This is a genomic window from uncultured Faecalibacterium sp., assembly GCF_900066275.1.
In the GTDB taxonomy this organism is placed as follows: domain Bacteria; phylum Bacillota; class Clostridia; order Oscillospirales; family Ruminococcaceae; genus Faecalibacterium; species Faecalibacterium taiwanense.
This window is the reverse complement of the sequence record NZ_FMFG01000012.1, coordinates 21737-44202: the sequence shown is the minus strand read 5'-3', so window position 1 is coordinate 44202 and position 22466 is coordinate 21737. Positions and strand designations below refer to the sequence as shown.

18 protein-coding genes are annotated in these 22466 nt (G+C 58.6%); 9 read left to right on the top strand and 9 right to left on the bottom strand.

Annotated features, from left to right (window positions below; translation table 11 throughout):
* The first annotated feature begins 83 nt into the window (after nucleotides 1-83).
* Nucleotides 84-1868 (top strand): threonine--tRNA ligase, encoded by a 1785-nt coding sequence (gene thrS, locus QZL71_RS06195; protein ID WP_005938348.1) that lies wholly within the window; start codon nucleotides 84-86, stop codon nucleotides 1866-1868.
* Between the two features lie 507 nt (nucleotides 1869-2375).
* Here thrS and QZL71_RS06190 read toward each other — a convergent pair.
* Nucleotides 2376-2897, bottom strand: coding sequence for a hypothetical protein (locus QZL71_RS06190; RefSeq protein ID WP_120081319.1), 522 nt, complete (start codon nucleotides 2895-2897; stop codon nucleotides 2376-2378).
* A 560-nt stretch (nucleotides 2898-3457) separates the two neighbouring features.
* Here QZL71_RS06190 and QZL71_RS06185 point away from each other — a divergent pair.
* Entirely contained in the window at nucleotides 3458-4378 is a 921-nt protein-coding gene (locus QZL71_RS06185; RefSeq protein ID WP_005938365.1) for a nucleotidyltransferase family protein, read from the top strand.
* Between the two features lie 109 nt (nucleotides 4379-4487).
* Here QZL71_RS06185 and QZL71_RS06180 read toward each other — a convergent pair whose 3' ends face one another.
* The 5 genes from QZL71_RS06180 to QZL71_RS06160 form a co-directional block, all read right to left on the bottom strand.
* Nucleotides 4488-6803 carry a GGDEF domain-containing protein gene (locus tag QZL71_RS06180; RefSeq protein WP_294648294.1) on the bottom strand — a complete coding sequence of 772 codons (2316 nt, stop codon included), beginning with the start codon at nucleotides 6801-6803 and terminating at the stop codon, nucleotides 4488-4490.
* 200 nt (nucleotides 6804-7003) lie between these two features.
* Nucleotides 7004-8107: a putative ABC transporter permease gene (locus tag QZL71_RS06175; protein WP_294648293.1), complete on the bottom strand. Its 1104-nt coding sequence runs from the start codon at nucleotides 8105-8107 to the stop codon at nucleotides 7004-7006.
* 36 nt (nucleotides 8108-8143) lie between these two features.
* On the bottom strand, nucleotides 8144-8323 hold the full coding sequence (locus QZL71_RS06170; protein WP_005938246.1) for a DUF6472 family protein: 180 nt from the start codon (nucleotides 8321-8323) through the stop codon (nucleotides 8144-8146).
* Nucleotides 8316-9086 (bottom strand): tRNA (guanosine(46)-N7)-methyltransferase TrmB, encoded by a 771-nt coding sequence (gene trmB / locus QZL71_RS06165; protein WP_294648292.1) that lies wholly within the window; start codon nucleotides 9084-9086, stop codon nucleotides 8316-8318. Before trmB ends, QZL71_RS06170 begins: the two co-directional genes overlap by 8 nt.
* 169 nt (nucleotides 9087-9255) lie before the next feature.
* Nucleotides 9256-10443 (bottom strand): alanyl-tRNA editing protein, encoded by a 1188-nt coding sequence (locus QZL71_RS06160; RefSeq protein WP_294648291.1) that lies wholly within the window; start codon nucleotides 10441-10443, stop codon nucleotides 9256-9258.
* A 284-nt stretch (nucleotides 10444-10727) separates the two neighbouring features.
* Here QZL71_RS06160 and malQ point away from each other — a divergent pair, with 284 nt between their 5' ends.
* The 3 genes from malQ to QZL71_RS06145 all read left to right on the top strand — a co-directional run bounded on the left by malQ (nucleotide 10728) and on the right by QZL71_RS06145 (nucleotide 13837).
* Entirely contained in the window at nucleotides 10728-12269 is a 1542-nt protein-coding gene (malQ, locus tag QZL71_RS06155) for a 4-alpha-glucanotransferase (protein WP_005938260.1), read from the top strand.
* 279 nt (nucleotides 12270-12548) lie between these two features.
* The gene (locus QZL71_RS06150) at nucleotides 12549-13337 is read left to right on the top strand and encodes a GGDEF domain-containing protein (protein WP_294648290.1); all 789 of its coding nucleotides are present in this window, start codon (nucleotides 12549-12551) and stop codon (nucleotides 13335-13337) included.
* Between the two features lie 59 nt (nucleotides 13338-13396).
* Nucleotides 13397-13837, top strand: coding sequence for a hypothetical protein (locus QZL71_RS06145; RefSeq protein WP_044953312.1), 441 nt, complete (start codon nucleotides 13397-13399; stop codon nucleotides 13835-13837).
* 144 nt (nucleotides 13838-13981) lie between these two features.
* On the opposite strand, the gene QZL71_RS06140 is transcribed toward QZL71_RS06145, so the two are convergent.
* From QZL71_RS06140 to QZL71_RS06130, 3 genes are all read right to left on the bottom strand, one after another.
* Nucleotides 13982-14665 carry a 5'-methylthioadenosine/adenosylhomocysteine nucleosidase gene (locus QZL71_RS06140; RefSeq protein WP_097774171.1) on the bottom strand — a complete coding sequence of 228 codons (684 nt, stop codon included), beginning with the start codon at nucleotides 14663-14665 and terminating at the stop codon, nucleotides 13982-13984.
* Nucleotides 14666-14945: 280 nt separating this feature from the next.
* On the bottom strand, nucleotides 14946-16079 hold the full coding sequence (gene ychF, locus QZL71_RS06135; RefSeq protein ID WP_097777075.1) for a redox-regulated ATPase YchF: 1134 nt from the start codon (nucleotides 16077-16079) through the stop codon (nucleotides 14946-14948).
* 181 nt (nucleotides 16080-16260) lie between these two features.
* A complete protein-coding gene (locus tag QZL71_RS06130; RefSeq protein WP_294648289.1) occupies nucleotides 16261-17577 on the bottom strand; it encodes a M18 family aminopeptidase in 1317 nt (438 codons plus the stop codon).
* Nucleotides 17578-17752: 175 nt separating this feature from the next.
* On the opposite strand from QZL71_RS06130, the gene QZL71_RS06125 reads away from it, so the two are divergent.
* The 4 genes from QZL71_RS06125 (at nucleotide 17753) to rpe (ending at nucleotide 22465) form a co-directional block, all read left to right on the top strand.
* Nucleotides 17753-19033: an L-cysteine desulfidase family protein gene (locus tag QZL71_RS06125; RefSeq protein WP_294648288.1), complete on the top strand. Its 1281-nt coding sequence runs from the start codon at nucleotides 17753-17755 to the stop codon at nucleotides 19031-19033.
* 134 nt (nucleotides 19034-19167) lie between these two features.
* Complete coding sequence (locus QZL71_RS06120) at nucleotides 19168-19866, top strand: response regulator transcription factor (protein WP_005938284.1); 699 nt, start codon at nucleotides 19168-19170, stop codon at nucleotides 19864-19866.
* Complete coding sequence (locus QZL71_RS06115; RefSeq protein WP_294648287.1) at nucleotides 19866-21386, top strand: sensor histidine kinase; 1521 nt, start codon at nucleotides 19866-19868, stop codon at nucleotides 21384-21386. Before QZL71_RS06120 ends, QZL71_RS06115 begins: the two co-directional genes overlap by 1 nt.
* Nucleotides 21387-21814: 428 nt before the next feature.
* Nucleotides 21815-22465, top strand: coding sequence for a ribulose-phosphate 3-epimerase (gene rpe / locus QZL71_RS06110; protein ID WP_097774165.1), 651 nt, complete (start codon nucleotides 21815-21817; stop codon nucleotides 22463-22465).
* Nucleotide 22466: the final 1 nt, after the last annotated feature.

Here is a 22466-nt window from a genome sequence, read left to right as displayed (position 1 = left end):
TTTTCAGGCGCTTCATCCCGTGAGTAAGTGTGCGGGATGAAGCGCTTTTTTGTTTTACTTTATCTGTCAAAGGAGCAAACATTATGAAGATCATCTATAAGGACGGCCATGTGGACGAGTGCCCGCAGGATCAGGAACTGCACGTTATCCGCCACACCGCAGCCCACATCATGGCGCAGGCCATCAAGCGCCTGTATCCGCAGGCTGATTTCGCCTTCGGCCCCGCTACCGAGAACGGCTTCTACTACGATGTCGATCTGGGCGACCAGAAGCTCAGCGACGAGGATCTGGCAAACATCGAAAAAGAGATGCGCAAGATCGTCAAGGAGAATTTGCCCATCAAGCCCTTCATCCTGCCCCGCGCCGAAGCCGTGAAGCTGATGGAAGAGCGCAAGGAGAACTACAAGATCGAGCACATGGCTGATTTGGCCGATGAGACCGAGTTCAGCTTCTTCCAGCAGGGCGAGTACGTGGATATGTGCATCGGACCCCACCTGACCTACACCAAGGCGCTGAAGGCCTTCAAGATCACCCAGCAGTCCGGCGCATACTGGAAGAACGACAAGGAAAACAAGATGCTCACCCGCATCAATGGCGTGGCCTTCCGCAATCAGGAAGAGCTGGATGCTTGGGAGAAGGAGCAGCAGGAGGCCCGTGAGCGCGATCACCGCAAGATCGGCAAGGAAATGGGCCTGTTCATGACCGACGATCTGGTTGGCCGCGGCCTGCCCATGTTCCTGCCCGCAGGCTACACCGTCTGGCAGGAGCTGGAGAACTATATCAAGGAGAAGGAGCGTGCACGCGGCTACCTGCACGTTATGACTCCCTGCATCGGCACTGTGAACCTGTATAAGACCTCCGGTCACTGGGATCACTACCGTGAGAACATGTTCCCCGCCATGGAGATGGAGGGCGAGAGCTATGTTCTGCGCCCGATGAACTGCCCCCACCACATGATGATCTACGCAAATCGTCCCCATTCTTACCGTGACCTGCCCATGCGCATCGGTGAGATCGCCCACGATTTCCGTTACGAGTCCTCCGGCACCCTGAAGGGCATCGAGCGCGGCCGTCACTTCTGCCAGAACGATGCTCACCTGTTCTGCACCCCGGAGCAGATCAAGAGCGAGGTCGCAAACGTGTGCGACCTGATCTTTGAGGTGTACAAGGACTTCAACATTACCGATTACCGCTGCGTGCTGAGCCTGCGTGATCCTGCCGATAAGAAGAAGTACCACGACGATGATGCCATGTGGAACCATGCAGAGCAGGCCCTGCGCGAAGTGCTGACCGAGCTGGGCATCCACTTCACCGAGGAGATCGGCGAGGCTGCCTTCTACGGTCCCAAGCTGGACGTGAACGTCAAGCCCGCCGTGGGTGCCGAGTACACCCTGTCCACCTGCCAGCTGGACTTCTGCCTGCCCGCAAAGTTCCACCTGACCTACGTGGACAAGGACGGCACCGAAAAGACCCCCGTGGTGCTGCACCGCGCCATCCTGGGCTCTCTGGACCGCTTCATGGCTTACCTGATCGAAGAGACCAAGGGCAAGTTCCCCACCTGGCTGGCTCCCACGCAGGTCAAGGTGCTGCCCGTCTCCGAAAAGACGCTGGACTACGCCGAGGGCGTGACCGAAAAGCTGGTGGAAGCCGGTGTCCGTGTTGTGCTGGACGACGACAACCAGAAGATCGGCTACAAGATCCGCGAGGCACAGCAGGTGGACCGTGTGCCCTATATGCTGGTTCTGGGTGCCAAGGAAGCCGAGGCAGGCAACATCTCGGTGCGTGACCGCAAGGGCGAGACCACCACGATGGAGCTGGATGCGTTCATCGCAAAGGTGACTGCCGAGATCCGCAACCGCAGCCTGTAAGCAGACACTGCAAAACACAAAGCGCCGCTTTCCCGGCAGGGGAGAGCGGCGCTTTTTTTGCATGGCAACAACGAATGTAAGGATCCGTATGGATGCCGCAAACTGAAAAAAATACCGCCGCCTTGACTTTTTTGCAAGGATGCATATAATAAGGGTAGAGAAAGTTGATAGAGATTGAGTATTACATCGGTCTCACACAAAAGTGAACCCCCTCGGAGTTGCCGCTCCAAGGGGGTTCTTGTGCTTACTTGCCCTTGCGGTGACTATCAAGCCACTTGCACAGATAGTTTGCCGTTACCTGCGCTGCGACAGCCACGAGAAAGTTGCCTAAAATTGAGTTCATCGGTCCTCACCCCCTTCTGATGCCAGAATGGGAAGGGCAGCGCGACCAGTATAGCACAAAAATCGACAGTGTGCAATTTTCGGCAAATAACAACACATAAACGGGAAGGCCCTGTTCCGATCGGAACGGGGCCTTCGCTTATGTTATATACTCCGTAAAGAGAGTTACACGTTTTCCTTCTGGACGCTCTTGACGGCTAGAGCCTTGGCGGGCTTCATCAGCAGCACGCACACGCCGTTGAAGAGGATCGAACCCACGATGAAGGTGATGAAGAACTGGGGCAGGTGGGTGGCCAGAGCGGTGGTGTCGATGCAGGCCACAGTCAGGTAGGCAAAGCCCACGTTGTTCAGCACCTTGGGTGCGTAGGGGTGCAGGATGATGAGGATGAACAGCACCACGGCCAGCGGGATGAGGAAGCCGAAGAAGCCGCCCAGCACCGGGGTCAGGGCCGTGATGGAAAGCAGAGCGATCACAGTGAGGATCAGACCCACAAGACCACCCAGCTCAACGGTGACGAAGCGATCCTTCACATCGCCTTCCAGCGTGAACATCATGATATTGCTCAGAAAGATCAGCCAGCTGTACTCCAGGCCGGTCACATGGATGATGGCATTGGCGATCAGGATCCACACCAGCAGCATCAGGCGGAAATACAGCAGAAAGCGCTTGGTAACGGCTTCATTCATGATAAAATACCTCTTTCTTGATCGTGTTGGAAAGCTTTGCTTTCACTAAAGGACACTTTTTGACAGGTAAAACCTGCATTGACGCCGCCATTATACAATATTTACATGGCAAAAACAATACTTTTGCAAGAATAAATTGCATATTTTGGAAATTTTAGCTTGCAGAACGAAGGGGCGATTGAAAAATGGCTCCGCGTCGCTCTGCCATTATCAGCGGAATGAATTTTATATTTTTGAGTTTGTCGCGGCCTGCGGGCCGCGACAAACTCATTTTCACACAGAGGCCCAAACGGATAGCCGCGATTGGCGGAACCCTCTCAGGCAAAACCTGACGGTTTTGCCAGCTCCCCCGAAAGGGGGAGCTGGCATTGAGCAAAGCGAGATGACTGAGAGGGTCAGTCACCCGAGAGCTGGCACGGCGCTTTTAATCCGGATCAAGCTGCAAAAATTGATTTCCCTGAGGCGGAGCCATTTCAAATTGTTTTTCTGTCCAAAATGGAGTATAATGAGACAATAAATATTCTGCCGCGGCTGCGGCTCAGATACGGGAGGAACCTTATATGAACAAACCGGTACTGGTGGTCATGGCGGCTGGCATGGGCAGCCGTTACGGCGGCATGAAGCAGATCGACCCGGTGGGGCCGAACGGTCAGGTGATCGTGGATTATTCCCTTTACGATGCCCGCCGCGCAGGCTTTGAGACGGTGATCTTTGTTATCAAGCATGAGATCGAGGATGCTTTCAAGGCAGCCATCGGCGAGCGTGTATCCAAGGCCATGAACGTGAAATACGCCTTCCAGCAGCTGGATGAGCTGCCCGCAGGCTTTGCCGTTCCGGAGGGCCGTGTCAAGCCCTGGGGCACCTGCCACGCCGTTCTGGCGGCAAAGGACCTCATCGACGGCCCGTTTGCGGTCATCAATGCCGATGATTATTACGGCCCGGAGGCCTTCCGGGTGATGTATGATTACCTGTCCACCCACGAGGACGGCAGCTATTACGACTACTGCATGGTAAGCTATCTGCTCCGGAACACTGTCTCCGAGAACGGCAGCGTGGCCCGCGGCGTGTGCGTAACCGACCCCGACGGCACCCTGCACAGTGTGACCGAACGCACCCGCATTGAAACGTACGAAAACGGCGTACACTTCACCGAGGACGGCGGCGCAAGCTGGACCGATCTGCCCGGCGATACCCCGGTGAGCATGAACCTGTGGGGCTTTGGCAAAAGCTTTCTGGACGAAGCCGAGCAGCGCTTTGCGGGCTGGCTGACCGAAAATCTGCCTAAAAACCCGCTCAAGTGTGAGTATTTCCTGCCGCTGGTGGTCACGGAGCTGATCGAAGAGGGCAAGGCAAAAATTCAGGTGCTGCGCAGCACGGATAAATGGTACGGCGTTACCTACCGTGAGGACAAGCCGCTGGTGGTGGAAGCCATCGCCCGCAAAACGGCAGAGGGCCAGTACCCGGAAAATCTGTGGGCCTGACCATTTAAAATGCCCTCCGCTTGGCTCTGGGCACCCGGCACAACTTTTCTGTAAAAACAAAAATCGGAAACGACCGCAGTCGTTTCCGATTTTTTTAACGTTTAATCACTTATTTTGTCTGGGAAGGGGTAAGGGATGCCCCTTCATCCGAGAAGATCCAGAGCGTTTCATCGATATGAGAGCCACTCCTGGAGTAGGGTGTCACCTTGACGCGGAAGGTGGTGTCGTCGGTCTTTTTATAGGTGTGCTCCACGATGTCGCCGGTCAGGACCTTGCTGCGGATATAGTTGTAGTCCAGCAGGCCCGCCAGACTCTCGCGGTAGGCGGGCTGCACCTGCGTATCACGGTACTGCTGCAGAACGGCGAGGAAAGAGCCGCCGGAGGTGTCCAGAATTTTCTGGAAATAGTCCGGGACGATCACGCCGCGCATACGGTCGGTCTTCAGATCCACAACGAACACGCTCTTGTACTTGGGGGCAAGGACCCGCAGGAAATGCTCGGCATCCCGCTTTTCGGTCAGGGTCCGCTCCAGCTTCTCGTTCAGGCCGCGCAGCTGGCGCTCCTGGCCGTTGCGGGCATAATAGGCCTGCTTGTCCTGCCGCATGGCAGCTTCGGCCTGATTCATGGCATCGTCCAGCCGGTGCAGGTTGTTGGTGCTCTGGATGCCCACCGAGATCTCATATTCCTTCGCGCGCAGGAAAGCACGCATCTTGTCCACAGCCACCCACACGCTGTAGGGCGGCTGGTTCGGGGTGAAGATCACGAATTCGTCACCTCCGATGCGGTAGATGCGGCTGGAAACAAAGAACTTGCGGGCCGCATTGGCAATGAAGCAGAGCATGGCATCGCCGCTGCGGTGGCCCAGATGGTTGTTGATCTCGTGCAGGCCCACCACATCGATGTAGGTGCACACCATGGAGTCGTATTCGCTGGACTGCAGCGTCCGCAGATCGGTCTCGAAGAGGCTGCGGTTCAGCAGGCCAGTCAGGGTGTCGTGGCTGTAGGAGAAGTCCAGCTCCTCGCTGAGATGGTCGGCCTGTGCATCCTCACGCACCACCACGGTGGCCCATGGGTTCTGGGCGCAGCAGTTGCGGCAGGGCAGAAACTCCATGGTGATCCACACGAACTGGCCGGACACGTTTTTGCGGAAGCGGTAGGCCTCCGGCTGCTGGGTGCTGAAAACAGCGGAGCGCAGGGTCTCCAGATCGGTCTGGTCGGTGAACATCTCCGCGTCGTCCGGGTGGATCACCTTGTTCGTCACCATGCGCTCACAGTAAGCGGCAAAGTCCTCCTCAGTGTCCGAACCCGCACCGGGCAGGCGCGGATCCCGCTTGATGACCCGGTATTCGCCGGTGGAAAGATTCAGCAGGGAAAGCTCCAGCACATTATCCGCAAAGATCTGGTAGGCCTGCAGTGCCAGTGCGGTCTGCTCACTGTCGGAGACGGGGACCCGGCGGTCATGGCGCATCAGGTCGCGGCGCATCAGGTCGCGGCGCATATCCCAGTAATCCTCGCTGTTGGGCTGGGCCAGCAGGGCCTCGGCATTCTCCACCGGCATGGGCTTGTAGAAATAATAGCCCTGCGTATACAGGCAGTCGGCGGCCTGCAGCATGGAGACCTGCTCCGGCGTTTCCACGCCCTCGGCGATGATGGGCAGATTCAGGCGGTGGGCCATATCCACCACCGATTCCACGATCTGCACGCCCTTGCTGCGGTTTTGCTGGTTCATGTCGATGAGCTTCATGTCCAGCTTGATGGCATCCACGTTGGTGTCCTTGAGCATATTCAGCGAAGAATAGCCGCTGCCAAAGTCGTCCATCATCACAGAGAAACCTTTGCGGTGCAGGCCCTGGATGGTGTTTTCCACCAGAGAAGCGTTTTCGGCCAGCATAGTCTCGGTGATCTCGGCCAGCAGGAGCTTGGGCTCCAGCTGATACTTTTCCACAAGGTTGGAGAAGATCTGCGGCACGTCCAGATTGACGATATCCACCACAGAAACGTTTACAGATACAGGCACAAGATTGCTGCCGCTCTCCTGCCACTTGTGCAGGGTCTTGCAGACAGACTCCCAGATGTACTGATCCAGCTGGGTCACAAGGCCGGTGCTTTCCAGCAGGGGCATGAACTCAGACGGGGGCACGCAGCCGCGGGTGGGGTGGTTCCAGCGCACCAGTGCTTCCATGCCCACGATGGCGCGGGTCATGCTGTTGCACTTGGGCTGCAGAAAGAAGCAGAACTCGTGATTTTTCAGGGCGTGCTCCAGCTCGCTCAGCAGCTGACGCTGCTTCTTGAGACGGCTGAGCATGGCCGGAGTAAAGGGGTGCATACCGCCTACGGCCGGGCTGGGGTCTACCGATGCGATCTGTGCAAGTGCATCGGGTTGCGGTGCGCCGACATTTTCATTCAACTTCAGTTCTTCGGACATGATAAATCCCTCGCTGTTGGATGTTTTCGACAAAATATGGCATTTTATAAAACAGTATAGCACGATTTTAAACCTTTGAAAATAGATATTTAAAACATTGCGACATTGCGGCAAAAAAGAACGGAACGCCGGACGGGTCCGGAAGGCGGGGCATAAAAAGACCGCTGCATTCCTGTGCAGCGGTCTTTTGGGCAGCGGTCTCAGGCATCCTTGCGGGTGTCGGAGCCGTTTTTCTTCGGTTCTTCTTCGGGGCTTTCCCGGCGGGCAAGACCAAGGCGCAGGGCCTTGAGGGTGGTCTTTTTTACGCCATGCTTCAGGCCGGGGAAGGCGCGCAGCATGCGGCGCGGGCCAACGATGCGGGGGGTGCGCAGCAGCTGGGCCTGCATTTCATCGCTGCGGGCCTGCAGCTCCTCGGCCAGCTGTTCCAGACGCAGCAGCTCGGCAGCGCGCTCCATCGTGCCCTTGGCGGCCAGCTGTGCAGCCTTGGCGGCTTCGGCCGTGTTGAGCTTGGCGATCTCGGAAGCACGCTTTGCGGCCTCGCGGGCCTCTTCGGCCTTGGCACGGACGGCGGCCAGCGTTTCACGAAGGGCGCGCTTTTCCGGTGCGGCTTCGCGGGCCTCGGCGGCAGCAAGCTTGAGCTGCAGGCGCTGCTCGTCCAGCTTCTGGTCGGCGTTCAGGGTGGTGGTGCCCAGCAGCTGGGTCATGGCATCGCTGACGGCATGGATACTGTCAGCCAGCTGCTCCATGGCATCCAGCGTCTTGGCCAGACCGGAGGCGGCAAAGGCCGTAACGACTACGTCTGCCGCGTAGACTGCATAGAGCACACACATAACGACAAAGCCCACAAAGGGCGGGACCATATCCACAAGACCGGCGACGACCGGGTGGACGATGCGCATGACCACCAGCGTGCCCACGCCCCACAGCAGGCTGAATTCCAGACAGATGTAGCCGCCGATGTTGAAGGGAAAGTCGCTGTAGTCCCACCAGCGGGTGTGATAGAGCTTATACAGTGCCCAGCCGCCTACCAGTTCCAGCGCACTGGGCAGGATGACACCGCCGATGTACAGCAGCAGGACGCTGTCCTGCAAAGGGGTCAGGGTGAACAGCACGATGACCATGCCGAAGCCGTAAATGGGGCACACCGGGCCGTTGAGAAAGCCGCGGTTCACCAGCTGACCGGTGGTGGCGGCGGCAAAGATGACCTCCAGACACCAGCCGGTGCAGGAATAAATGAGGAAGAAGGCCAGCACATGATACAGCGAAAAGCCGCATACTGTGGTGGTCGTGAGAAAGTTGAGCATAAAACACCTCCTGTGAGAATCATGCTGCTGTGCAGGTCAGTTCTGTTTTTGTACGATCTTGTATTCATCGCCCGGCTCAAAGAACGGGCAGGCAGCCGTGCTGCAGGAAAGATAGCGGGCCATCTCGTCCTCGTCCAGACAGCTGCCCTGAGCACAGTACCAGCTGCCGTACTCGTCCTGCACATTGTTCAGGCAGATCTCGCAGGGGTCATTCATTGCCTTCGCCTTCCTGTGCAGCCTTGGCAGCAGCCTCGGCCGCTTCGCGGGCCTGACGCTTGAGGATCTTCGGCTCGATCCAGGTCACGCTGGCAGGGTCCGGGTCCTTGCGGGCGATCAGGGCCTTGATCTTGATGCCCATTTCGGTGAACATGCCCTCGTGTTCGGTGCGGATGTTCCACTCCGGCTCGTTCTCATGGAGGTCAAAGGTCATCCACTCGATGTCGTAGCCGGAAGCGGGGAAGTATTCCAGACTGTCGCGGAACAGATCATCGTCGTCGGTCTTGAAGTAGATCTCGCCGCCGTCCTTGAGGAACTCGCGGTAGTTGATGAGCTGGCGCGGGTAGGTGAGACGGTGCTTGTGGGAAGAGCCGTTCTTGCTCCACGGATTGCAGAAGTTGATGTAGATGCGGCTGACCGTATCCTCGGCGGTAATGACCCCCTTGATGCGCTCGATGTCGGTGCTCATGATCTTCACGTTGTCGATGGGGCGGCCCGCAGCCTGATAGGCGGCTTCGATCTTGCGCTTGGCGAGGATGAGCACCTTATCGGTGATATCGATGCCCAGATAGTTGTTTTCCGGGTGGGCGCAGGCCAGCTGGGAGATGAAGCCGCCCTTGCCGCAGCCCAGTTCCAGCACAAAGGGCTGCTCCGGGCGGGCATACTGGGCGTGCCACTTGCCGCCCCAGATCAGCGGCTCGTGCACATGGAAGTCGGCTGCCATCAGCTCGTCGTGGGCATAGGGTTTGAAACGCATTCTCATAGTTTGTTGTTCTCCTTAAAATTAACGTGGCTCGCCCTCTCAGGCGCTGACGCGCCAGCTCCCCCAAAGGGGGAGCCCTTGGCAAAGCCGGAAGGCTTTCCGTACTGCCAAAGCCTCTCCCTTTGGGAGAGGTGGCTTTGCGAAGCAAAGACGGAGAGGGCGAGGATGCTTACAAATTCTGCTCCCGCAAAAATTCCTCCACCTGTTCCGGTGCAGCGGCGCAGCTGCCCTGACAGATGCCGGGCTTGCCGCCGCCGCGTCCGTTCAGGGCGGCGTTCAGGGCTTTGGTCAGGGCGCGCACATCGCCGTCTGCCTGCGCGATGCAGTAGCCGGTGCCCTTTTCGGTGGGGGTCAGGGCGGCGCAGAGACCGGTGGTGGCTTCGGTCAGGCGCACCGCCAGCCGGTGCAGGCCGTCCGGGTCAAGGCCGGGCACTGTGCGGATGGCATCCTCACCAGGGTTTGCCAGCTGGGCAAGTGCATCGAACAGCTGAGAACATACACCAAAGTGTGTAAACTTGAGCGCAGTATACTCATCGTAGACGCGATGCACCGCCACAGCGGTCTGGTCGGCTTTGGCCGAGAGCAGTGCCCCGATCTCTGCCTGCCGCTGGCGCATAGCCTGTGCAGCAAGCAATGCCCGCTGGCCGCACACCACGCTCAGCCGCACGCCGCCCTTGTAGTTCTCGCTGGCCAGAATTTTGATCTGTCCCACCTGTCCGGTGGTGCGGGTGTGGGTGCCGCAGCAGGCGCAGACATCCGCACCGGGAATGGTCACGATGCGCACCTGCCCTTCGATCTCCTTTTTGGAGCGGTAGACAAGGGCGGCAAGCTCCTCCCGGGTGGGGTAGCTGACCAGCACCGGCACATCCTGCCACACGATGCGGTTGGCGGCAAGCTCGGCTGCCTGCAGGCCCTCGGCAGAAATGGGCACGCTGGTGTCCATGCGCACAGCCTCGGAACCGATGTGGAAGCCCACGTTCTCGGCCCCGAACATCTGGTGCAGGATGCCGGAAAGGATGTGCTCACCGGTGTGCTGCTGCATTTTGTCAAAGCGCCATTCCCAGTCGATGCAGCCGGAAACGGCAGTGCCGGGAACAGCGCTTTCCGGCAGAGCGTCCACGCTGTGCCAGAGGATGCCGTCACGCTCGTGCACATCGGTCACATTCAGCGTGGCACCGTCCGGCAGGGTCAGGGTGCCCCGGTCGGCAGGCTGACCGCCGCCCTCCGGGTAGAACACCGTGCCGTCCAGCGCAATGCGCCCGCCGCCGGTCTTTTCGTCCGGCTCTGCGGCAAGGATGATGCTCTCGCACTGGGTGCGGAAAGCGTCCTGTTCAAAGTATTTTTCAGTGCGCTGCATGGTACCTCCAAAAACCCTCTCAGTCATCGCTGCGCGATGCCAGCTCCCCCGAAAGGGGAGCTTTTTCTCTGGAGGGGAAATAAGACTTCCGGGCTGAAGGTGCCTCTCACCAAGCCATCGTCTGAAGCTCCCCCTTCGGGGGAGCTGGCGCGAAGCGCCTGAGAGGGTTATCCCGTAAAAATAAGTATACCACGTTTTTTGCCTGTGGAAAATAGTCTGCGGATATGTTATGATAAGAAACAACGATATTCCCATAAAATGTTAAAAATGAGGAAGGTAATAGCATGCGTGAAAGTGGAATCCTGATGCCGGTGTCCAGCCTGCCCGGCCCTTACGGTATTGGCTGCTTTGGCAAGGAAGCATTCAAGTTTGTGGATTTTCTGGCACAAGCGGGCCAGAAGATCTGGCAGATCCTGCCGCTCAGTCCCACCGGCTACGGTGACAGCCCCTATCAGAGCTGCTCGGCCTTTGCGGGCAACCCCTATTTTATCGACCTCGACGCTTTGAAGGAAGAAGGCCTGCTCACCGCCGCCCAGCTCAAGGCCGAAAAATGGGGCACAGACCCCAAAGAGGTGGACTACGGCACTTTGTATGTGAGCCGCTTTAAAGTCCTGCGCACCGCCTACGCCGCATGGCGCAAGCAGTGCGCAGGGCTGCACGGCTGCAGCTATTACTTCCCGGATGATTATTATGCCTTTACTCTCGCCAATGAGGAATGGCTGGACGACTACGCCCTGTACATGGCCCTGAAAGTGGCCAACGGCATGAAGAACTGGGTGGAGTGGGACAAGCCCTACCGCCTGCGCGACAAGAAGGCCCTTGCTGCCTTTGCCGCCGAAAACGAGGAGGAGATCGGTTTCTGGAAGTTCGTGCAGTACAAGTTTGCGGCCCAGTGGCAGGCGGTGAAGGCCTACGCCAACAAAAAGGACGTGCAGATTTTGGGCGACATCCCCATCTATGTCTCTGCCGACTCGGTGGATGCATGGGTGGGCGGCGCGCTGTTTGAGCTGGATGCCGACGGCGGCTTTGCCCGTGTGGCGGGCTGCCCGCCGGATTACTTCTCTGCCGACGGTCAGCTGTGGGGCAACCCGCTGTACAACTGGGCCTACCACAAAAAGACCGGCTACGCGTGGTGGGTGCGCCGGGTGCGCCACGCACTGGGCATCTACGACCTGCTGCGCATCGACCACTTCCGCGGCTTCGATACCTATTGGGCCATCCCGGCGGACAGCACCACCGCCCGCACCGGCAAGTGGGAGAACGGCCCCGGCATGGAGCTGTTCGATGCGCTGGAAGCTGCCCTTGGCAAGCTGCCCATCATTGCCGAAGATCTGGGTGAACTGTTCCCCAGCGTGCGAAAGCTGCTGGCCGACAGCACCTTCCCGGGCATGAAGGTGCTGCAGTTCGCCTTCAGCGGCGGGGACAGCGAGTATCTGCCCCACAACCACGTCAAGAACAGCGTGGTGTATCCCGGCACCCACGATAACACCACCCTGACCGACTGGTGGGAGAACGGCGCTTCCGAAAAGGAAAAGGCTGCCGCTGCCGCTTACCTGCACCTGACCGGCGTAAAGCCCACCGCAAAGGAGCTGGCGGCCATCCGGACCGATGATGTCCGCATCGCTCTGCTGCGCGCAGCGCTGGGGTCGGTGGCTGACCGGGCCATCATCCCCATGTACGACTGGCTGGGTCTGGGCGCGGAAGCACACCTGAATACCCCCGGCAAGCTGGGCGGAAACTGGGCATGGCGCGCCGCTGACGGCTTTGCCGCCAAGGCACTGGCCAAGACCATCCACGACGAGTGCAGTGTGTACTGCCGCGTATAAACAGAAGGCACAGAGCGGCGGGAGCTTGGCAATTTGACGAAAATGTAAAAACTCCGGCAGAAAATTGTGCGTTTTGCTGGTAAAATCGGAAGCTGAATGGTATAATGTTGCTAAAGCGGCATTATGCCATTTTTCTTTGCCTGATGCGTTCCCGGCATTTCCGGAAACAGGGCGGGCGCGGGATGCATAATGCGGCAGATGGTTCCTGAACGTATGGGGAACAGGTGACTGCACGCGGGATACGGGAGCGCCGCGTGCGCAGATGATGGGGAAAATTACATGAAGAAAGAATGTACCGAGCAGGATCTGCGGGAACTTGCGCGCTCAGCGCAGGCCGTATTTGAGGCAGTGACCCTGACCGAAGCACCGCTTTGTGACGGCTGGCAGGACGATGGCCTGCGGGTGGACTACGAGCTGCGCAATGGCCGTGTGGACTGTGTGCTGCACCGCAGAGTGGAAGCGGACGGCAAATGCTGGGAGCTGGAAATGTGCGCACCGCTGGCAGGCAATGTGCTGCCGGAAGAGCGCATGACACCCCGGGAGCGGGAACTGTGCCGCGAGGATATGAGCCACGATTTCCTTACCGGCGTGTACAACCGCCGCTATCTGGAAACGGTGTTTGCCCAAAAGCTGGAACAGTGTGCAGCGCAGGGCCGCAAAGCGGCTGTGGCACTGGTGAGCATCGACAACGGCCAGAAGCTGCGGGATACCTACGGCCAGCCTGTGATGGACCAGCTGCACTGCTTTGTGGGCAACCAGTGGAAAAAGAGCTTTGATACCCCTGCGGTCCGCGTGGTCTGCCGCCTGACCGGCAGCATCTTTGCGGTGGGCTGTCTGGATGCCGACGGCAAGCAGCTGGCAGAGGAAATGCAGAACCTGTATCGGCAGATGCCCCGGGAATGCATCACCACCACCGGCATGATGCGCCGGGTGCCCTTTACCCTGAGCTGCGGCGTGGCGAGCCTTGAGGATGTCCCTGCAAAGAACTGGCAGGCATTGTATGAGCTGTGCGACGCACGCCTGCGGGAGGCACAGAACGCCGGCGGCGATCAGATGCGTGCAGAATAAAACCAGCGTATAAAATCCCCCTTTTGGCGCAGACTAAGGCCAGAAGGGGGATTTTTTGTATGGAAAACCAGAAGAACGACAACCTGAACCTGCTGGAAGCCGTGGTGCAGAATACCGAGATGGGCAAGAACACCTTGGAACAGATCGTGCCGATGACCGACGATGTGCAGTTCAAGGCCGAGCTGCTGCGCCAGCGCAATGTGTACCACCAGCTCAATCAGGAAGCGCACACCGCCATCGAGGCCTGCGGCGGCACCGCGCAGGGGCAGAGCGCCATGGCAAAGCTGAACACGAAAATGGGCATCAGTATGAAGACCCTCACGGACAAGTCCACCCGCAATCTGGCCGAGATGCTCACACAGGGCAGCGGCATGGGGGTGGTGGACTGCGTAAAGGCCCAGAAGGATTACCCCAATGCCGCGCCCGGCGCAAAGCGCCTTGCCCAAAGACTGCAGGAGTTTCAGGAGGATAGCCGGGTAAAGCTGGAACAGTTCTTATAAAAGAAAACCCTCTCAGGCTCACTTTGTTCGCCAGCTCTCCCGAAGGGCGAGCCATTGGCAAAACGGAAAACGTTTCCGGAATGTCAAAAGCTCCCCCTTTCGGGGGAGCTGGCAATGCGAAGCATTGACTGAGAGGGTTCTTTTTTACAGTGCTTCCACCATTGCTGCCACGATCTTGGTGGCGGTGGCTACATATTCCGCAATGCTGAACTTTTTCACCACCAGCACCTCGTGGCCGTCCTCGTCAGCGTTGTCGCTCATGGCGCGCAGGATGACGCAGGGCACACCGTTCTTGGCGGCAATCTGGCTCACAGCGGCACCTTCCATCTCCACGCAGTCGGGGGCGCATTTGGCTTCAATGGCAGCCTTGGTCTCGCTGTCGCCTACAAACAGGTCGCCGGTGGCGATCTTGCCCACCAGAGCCTTCACACCCGCTTCGGCGCAGGCTTTTTCGGCGGCAGCGATCAGCTCCGGGTCGCCGGTGTATTCCTTGAGGAACGGCGGGTTCTGGCAGATCATGTCCAGCTGTGCGTCGTGGTACAGCACGGTCTTGCCGATGACCACATCACCAATGCCGATCTTCGAGGTCATATTGCCTGCGATGCCGGAAAAGATGATCTTCTCCGCGCCGAATTTTGTGATGAGCACCTGCGTGGTGGCGGCGGCATTGGCCTTGCCCATGCCGGCACAGCACACCACCACCTGTTTGCCGGCCAGCGTGCCCTTGTGGTAATCCACGCCGCCGTAGGGCTCCACGGTGACGTTTTCCAGCTTTGCACACAGCTGATCGACTTCATCGGGCATTGCGCCCATAATACCGAAAATCATAGGAAACCTCTTTTACGATTTTAAATGGCCGACGCGTGCGCTCTGGCCATATTCAGGGGAATGACTCTTTTTAATTCAGGAAGGCTGGGAAACGAACCCTCTCAGTCATCGCTGCGCGATGCCAGCTCTCCCAAAGGGAGAGCTTTTATGGCTCTTCCGGTTCGCTGCAATCGAGCTCCCCCTGAGAGGAAAGACTTCCCCCGGCCGGGGGAAGATGTCACGCAGCGACAAAAGGGGGAATCTGTCAAAACCGTCGGGTTTTGACTGAGAGGGTTTCCCTTTAAACGTTGAACAGGAACTCGATCACATCGCCATCGTTGACAACGTATTCCTTGCCCTCGGTGCGCTGCAGACCCTTGGCCTTGACGGCGGCGTAATCGAAGTTGTTGGCTTCCAGATCGCTGTAGCCAATGACGCTGGCACGGATGAAACCGCGCTCGAAATCGCTGTGGATCTTGCCGGCAGCCTGCGGTGCTTTGGTGCCCTTGCGGATGGTCCATGCGCGGCACTCCTTCTTGCCGTCGGTCAGGAAGGAGATCAGGCCCAGCAGATCATAGCTGGCAGTGATGAGGTTGTCCAGACCACTGGCTTCAATGCCCATTTCAGCCAGAAAAGCCTTCTTTTCCTCGGGAGAGTAGTCGGCGATATCCTCCTCGGTCTTGGCGCAGATGGGAATGTAGCGTGCGCCCTCTTCCTTGGCGCGTGCGGCCACCAGCGGGACATACTTGTTGTTTTCGATGCCCTCCATCAGGTCGTCCTCGCCCACATTGCAGGCGTACAGCACCGGCTTTGCGCTCAGCAGGCCCATTTCATGCAGCACGGTCTGCTGCTCGGCATCGCCCTCGTCAAAATCGAAGCTGCGGGCAGGCTTGCCTGCGCTCAGGTGGTCGGCCAGCTGCTGCAGCCATGCGGCTTCGGCGGCAGCGCCCTTGTTGTTGCCGCTCTTGGCGGCCTTTGCCATGCGGCCTGCGCGGTTCTGCACCACCTCAAGGTCGGACAGGATCAGCTCGTAGTCGATGGCGTCGATGTCGGCAATGGGGTCCACGGCCTCAGCCTTGGAAACATCCTCCACCACATGGATGATGTTGTCATCGTCAAAGCAGCGCACCACATGCACAATGGCGTCGCACTCGCGGATGTGGCCCAGGAACTTGTTGCCAAGGCCTGCACCCTGGCTGGCGCCCTTCACAAGACCCGCGATATCCACAAACTCCACGATGGCAGGGGTCTTTTTATTGGTCTGCCAGATCTCGGCCAGCTTGTCCAGACGCTTGTCCGGCACGGCTACGATGCCGCTGTTCGGCTCGATGGTGCAGAAGGGATAGTTTGCGGCTTCTGCGTTCTTGGTGGAGGTGATGGCATTGAACAGAGTGGACTTGCCGACGTTCGGCAGGCCGACGATACCTAATTTCATTTTATTATACTCCTTGCGAAAAAGATTTTACGCTGCGGTAAAAAGCGATATTATAACAGGATAATTGTAGCACAATGGACGTTTTTTCTCAATACTCACTTAAGTGGAAACGAAAAGCCGCCCGTGGAAAAGCAGTGCTGCTTTTCCACGGGCAGTCCTTATGATTCAGGTTGTACGGGTCTTACTTGCAGATGGCAAGGGTGCCGGATGCGGTCTCTTCAAAGTGGCTGGCGTAGAATTCCTCCATCAGCCGGATGAGAGAAACGATGTCCCGGGCACCGGCGGTCTCGTAGCAGGAGTGCATGGCCAGCTGGGGCAGGCCGATGTCCACGCAGTTCATGGATACCTGTGCCATGGCAAGGTTGCCCAGAGTGCTTCCGCCGACCTTATCGGAACGGTTGGCAAAATACTGCAGCGGGACACCGGCGCGGGCGGCAAGCTCTTTGGCAACGGCCATGCTCATGCCGTCGCTGGTGTACTTCTGGCCGGCGTGCACCTTGACCACAACGCCCTCGTTCATGTAGGTGCAGTTGTTCACATCGGTATATTCCGGGTGGTTGGGGTGCACGGCGTGGGCGTTGTCGGCGCTGAACATGAAGCTGGAGGCCACCGCACGGTGGAAGTCCTCATCGCCGGGGCAGACGTTCTGCGCGATGCGGTGCAGAACGTCGTACAGGAAGGTGGAAGCCGCGCCCTGCTTGGTGCCGGAACCCACTTCTTCGTTGTCGAAAAAGGCGGCAACATTGATGGACTGGGCGCTGTGTGCTTTCAGGAAACCCTTCAGGATACCGAACACGCACTGCTGGTCATCCAGACGGCCGGAGGAGATGAACTCCTCATTGCAGCCCCAGACGGCGGCCTTTTCGCGGATGCAGAGGAACAGGTCGCTGCCAAGGATCTGGTCTTCTGCGACCTGCAGCTCGGCGGCGATCAGCTTTTTCAGCACGCCTTCCTCGGCGGCACCGCCCAGCAGGGGCAGCATATCCACCTGCTTGTTGTAGGAAGCCTTGTCGTTGACCTCGCGGTTCATATGGATGGCCACGCTGGGGATCATCAGCAGGTCGCGGTCCAGCGTGAGCAGGCGGGAGGTGATGGCATTGTTTTCCTTTATCAGCACGCGGCCTGCCACCGACAGCGGCCTGTCCATCCATGTGGAGCAGATCATGCCGCCGTAGCCCTCGGTGTTCAGCTTGGTGTACTTCCGGCCCATGTGGATCTCGGCGTTTTCCTTGATGCGGAAGCAGGGGGAATCCGTGTGGGCAGCGGCCACGTTGAAGCTGTAGTTTTCCAGCTGTTCTCCCATGCGGAATGCAAGGATGCTGGAGCCGTTGCGGCAGACAAAATAGCTCCTGCCGGGTTCCAGCTGCCACCGGCGGCTCTCCAGCAGCTCGGAAAAGCCCTCCTTCAGCAGGATGTTCCGGACGGATGCAGTGGTGTGGTATGCGGTAGGATTGCCGTCAATGAAGGACAGCAGCTCCTGTACTTCTTTTTCGATCATTGGAAGACCCTCCATGGATTTATCGGTTTGGATGCTCCTATTCTACTTCTGCGGTTTGCGCTTTGCAATAGCCGGCCCTGCGGGCGGGGAAGAATTTGTTTTACATTGCGCGGGTTCTATAGTATACTATTCCTGTTGGTAAATATCGAATCGACAGGAAAGGCAGGGACCCGTCATGGAACGCAGCGATCCGCGCTATCAGGCGTATGTGGAAATATTAAAAGAGGAGCTCATCCCGGCAATGGGCTGCACAGAGCCTATTGCGCTGGCTTATGCCGCAGCCAAAGCCCGCGAAGTGCTGGGCATGCTGCCCGAAAGCGTGCAGCTGCAGGTGAGCGGCAGCATTATTAAGAATGTGAAGAGCGTCATCGTGCCCAACACCGGCCACCTGAAAGGCATGGAAGCCGCTGTGGCAGCGGGCATCATTGCCGGTTCGGCAGACAGAGAGCTGGAAGTCATCTCCGAGGTCAGCGAGGACAAGAAGGCTGCCATCCGGGACTATCTGCAGACGGTGCCCATTTCCATCCAGCACATCGAGCAGGGGCATGTGTTCGATATCATCGTTACCGAGCGCAGCGGGGATTCCTACGCAAAGGTGCGCATTGCGGATTTTCACACCAACATCTGCCTGATCGAAAAGAATGGCCGGGTGCTCTACGAAAAGCCGCTGCTGAACGAGGAGGCCCGGCGGGACAGCCGGGCCGACCGCAGCCTGCTGAACATGAAGGACATCTGGGACTTTGCCGAGACGGCCGACCTGCAGGATGTGGCGGACCTGCTGGAACGCCAGATCCGCTACAACAACGCCATTGCAGAGGAGGGACTTCTGGGCGACTATGGCGCGAACATCGGCCGGGTGCTGCTTTCTACCTACGGCAACGATGTGTCTATCCGGGCCAAGGCCAAGGCGGCCGCCGGTTCGGATGCCCGCATGAACGGCTGTGAGCTGCCGGTCATCATCAACTCCGGCAGCGGCAATCAGGGCATCACCTGCTCGGTGCCGCTCATTGAATATGCCAAGGAGCTGCACAGCGGCAAGGAAAAGCTTTACCGTGCCCTCATCATTTCCAATCTGGTGGCCATCCACGAAAAGACCGGCATCGGCACCCTGTCCGCCTACTGCGGCGCAGTCAGCGCCGGTGCGGGCGCTGGCGCGGGCATCGTATATCTGTGCGGCGACGGTTATCAGGCCGCCATCCACACGGTGGTCAATGCGCTGGCCATCGTGTCCGGCATCGTGTGCGACGGCGCAAAGGCCTCCTGCGCGGCAAAGATCGCATCCTCGGTGGACGCGGCCTTGCTTGGCTACAACATGTACAAGTGCCATCAGGAGTTCAAGGGCGGCGACGGCATCGTGATGAAGGACATCGAGACCACCATCAAGGGCATCGGCCGTCTGGGCAAGGACGGCATGAAGGAGACCAATGAGGAGATCATCCGGCTGATGATCGAGTAAGGCCGGGCCGGAATTGTGAAAAAATCATACAAATCCTTCTTTATTTTGTCATAACTCTTCCGTATAATAAGAAGTGGAATACTTTGCTGCTCTGCCCGCCCGGCGGGCATCCGATAAAATGAGAGGAGATCATTATGGCCAACGAAAAGATCCTCGTTGTGGACGACGATACCAATATCTGCGAGCTGCTGCGGCTGTACCTGACCAAGGAGGGCTATCAGGTCACGGTGGCAAACGATGGCGAAGAAGGTCTGGAAAAGTTCAATCAGGTCAAGCCCGATATGGTGCTGCTGGACGTGATGATGCCCAAGATGGACGGTCTGGAAGTGTGCCGCCGCATCCGCAAGGCGGGCAACACCCCGGTGATGATGCTCACGGCCAAGGGCGAGACCTTTGATAAGGTGCTGGGCTTGGAGCTGGGTGCAGACGATTACATGGTAAAGCCCTTTGATGCCAAGGAAGTGGTGGCCCGTATCAAGGCGGTGCTGCGCCGCTGCCAGACCACCACGGCTGCTGCCGAGAGCACCGAGGGCGTGATCGAATTCGACAACCTGCGTCTGGACATGAACAGCTATGAGCTGCGGGTCAAGGGCAAGGTGGTGGAGGCTCCCCCCAAGGAGCTGGAACTGCTGAACTGTCTGGCCTCCCATCCGAACCGCGTCTACACCCGTGACCAGCTGCTGGACGAGGTGTGGGGCTTTGAGTATTACGGCGACAGCCGCACCATTGATGTGCATGTCAAGCGCCTGCGCGAGAAGCTGGCCGGTGCTTCCGACAAATGGGAGCTGAAGACCGTATGGGGCGTGGGCTATAAGTTCGAGGTGCGTCAGTAATGCGCAAAAGTATCTCGGTGGCGTTCTTCTCGCTGGTGTCCACCCTGATGGTGCTGGGCATCGTGCTGATGGGCGCTTCGGAGTGGGTGCTGTTCAAAAACTACTTCGCCAAGGACCGCTACGAAACACTGGATCAGGTGGTGGGCGTCACCCAGCGCACGGCCCAGTATCTGGTCCAGCAGGCGGAGCTGCCGGAAGGCGATGAGCTGGACGCACTGAGCACCAAGCTGGAGATCATCGGCGAGAGCGCAGAGGCCTATCTGTTCTTTACCGACAACGACGGCCGGGTGATGATCGCCTCCAGCCCGGACAAGCTGGAGAGCCTGACCGTGCCGGAAGAAATGATGGAGAAGATCGACGCTTCCGGTGCGGACTACTACCATGTGTTCGGCACGCTGGGCGGCATGCTGGACGGGAAAAGCTACATCACGGTCAGCGAAATGCGCAATGAGAACGGCCAGCCCAGCGGCTACCTGTTCCTGTGCTCTTCCGGCGAGCAGCTGACCCAGTTCAAGCAGCAGTTCTGGTCCAACTTCCTGCTGTCGGCCTGTGTGATGCTGCTGTGTGCCAGCATCCTGACCAAGATCCTGATGCGCCAGCTCACCGACCCGCTGCAGAAGGTGACGGATGCCGCCCAGCGCTTTGGCGGCGGTGATCTTTCCGTCCGTGTGGAGGGAGTGGAAGGCGAAGGCGAGGCAGCCGACCTTGCCCGCACCTTCAACCGCATGGCAGACAACATCCAGATGAACGACAACTCCCGCGGTCAGTTCATGGGCAACATCGCCCACGAGCTGCGCACCCCCATGACCACCATCAAGGGCTTTGTGGACGGCATTCTGGACGGCACCATCCCGCCGGATATGCAGAACCACTACCTGCAGCTGGTCAGTGAGGAAACGGGCCGTCTGGCACGGCTCATCCAGAACATGCTGGATCTTTCCAAGCTGGAAAGCGGCGAATATCAGGTGAATGCCCGGATGTTCAACATCTGGGAGACCATCACCGGCGTGGCGCTCTCGGCAGAGCAGCGCATCAACGACGGCATGATCGACATCGACGGCCTGACCATGGACGAAAAGGTGCTGGTCTACGCCGATCCCGACCTGATCCATCAGGTGGTGTATAACCTGCTGGACAACGCCATCAAGTTTACGCCTGCGGGCGGCACCATCCGCTTCGGGGTGGAAAAGCTTGGCCCGGAGGCCGAGATCTCCATCTGGAACTCCGGTCAGGGCATCAGCCCGGAGGCGCTGCCCTACGTGTTCCAGCGGTTCTACAAGGAGGACCGCTCCCGCGGCCTGCACGCCCGGGGCGCTGGCCTTGGCCTGAACATCTGCAAGGTGCTGGTGAACCTTTCCGGCGGGCAGATCCGGGTGGAGAGCCAGCAGGGCGAGTGGTGCCGGTTCGTGTTCACCCTGCCCACGGTGGCCCCGAATCCCGGCGGCATGAAGCGCCTGCCGGACGAAGCCGGCGGTGAACCCACCGTGGAAGACCCTGCAAGCATGAAGCCCGTAGAATGAACTTCCAGCCAGACGGCCCCGGACCCGGGGCGGTCTGGCTGTTTTGGCGTGGGGAAACTTTGCCGCCGATGAAACTCCCCCAGTCATCTCGCTGCGCTCAATGCCAGCCCCCTCTGGGATGGGGCCCTTGGCATGGCGGTAAAGCTTCCGGTTAAAGTGCAAATCTTCCGGGCGTGCCAGAGGCTCCCTCTCCGAGGGAGCTGGCAAAGCCGTCAGGCTTTGACTGAGGGAGTTTACTTCGCAAATGGACAGATCTTTCCAAATACGTCATTTCCGTGAAAAAGCCATTGGCGGGTTTGATTTTTTGCTCGTTTTCATGTAAACTAAAAGATAACCATGCCCATGCTGTTTTTGCGGTTTGAAACCGCCAGTGCAATGGGACAAATGGGAATAAGAACTTATAAAATAACGGAGCGTAAAGATAGAATATGGCAATCGTAAGTCCTTCGATCCTTTCCGCTGATTTTGGCAAACTGGGTGCAGACTGCCGCATGGTGCTGGATGCCGGTGCACAGATGCTGCATTACGACGTGATGGACGGCCACTTTGTGCCCAACATCAGCTTTGGCGTGCCGGTGCTCAAGAGCCTGCACAAAAATCTGCCGGATGCCTTTTATGATGTGCACCTGATGATCAGCCATCCGCTGCAGTATGCGGAAGCCTTCATCAAAGCCGGTGCCACCCTGTACAACTTCCACCTTGAGTGCGAGGACGATATCCAGGCCACCATCGATGCCGTCCGGGCGCTGGGCTGCAAGGTGGGGCTGACCATCAAGCCCGGCACCGAGCCGCAGGCGCTGGCACCGTATCTTGACCAGCTGGATCTTGTGCTGGTGATGAGCGTGGAGCCCGGCTTCGGCGGGCAGAAGTTCATGCCCTCGGCGCTGGACAAGCTGCGCTGGCTCAAGGCAGAGCGCGAAGCGCGCGGCGCACACTATCTGCTGGAAGTGGACGGCGGCGTGGACAATGCCACCGCGCCCCAGTGCGTGGAAGCGGGCGCTGATATTCTGGTGGCGGGCAGTGCAGTGTTCGGCGCAGCAGACCCTGCTGCAGCCGTGCAGCACCTCGCCAGCCTTTGAA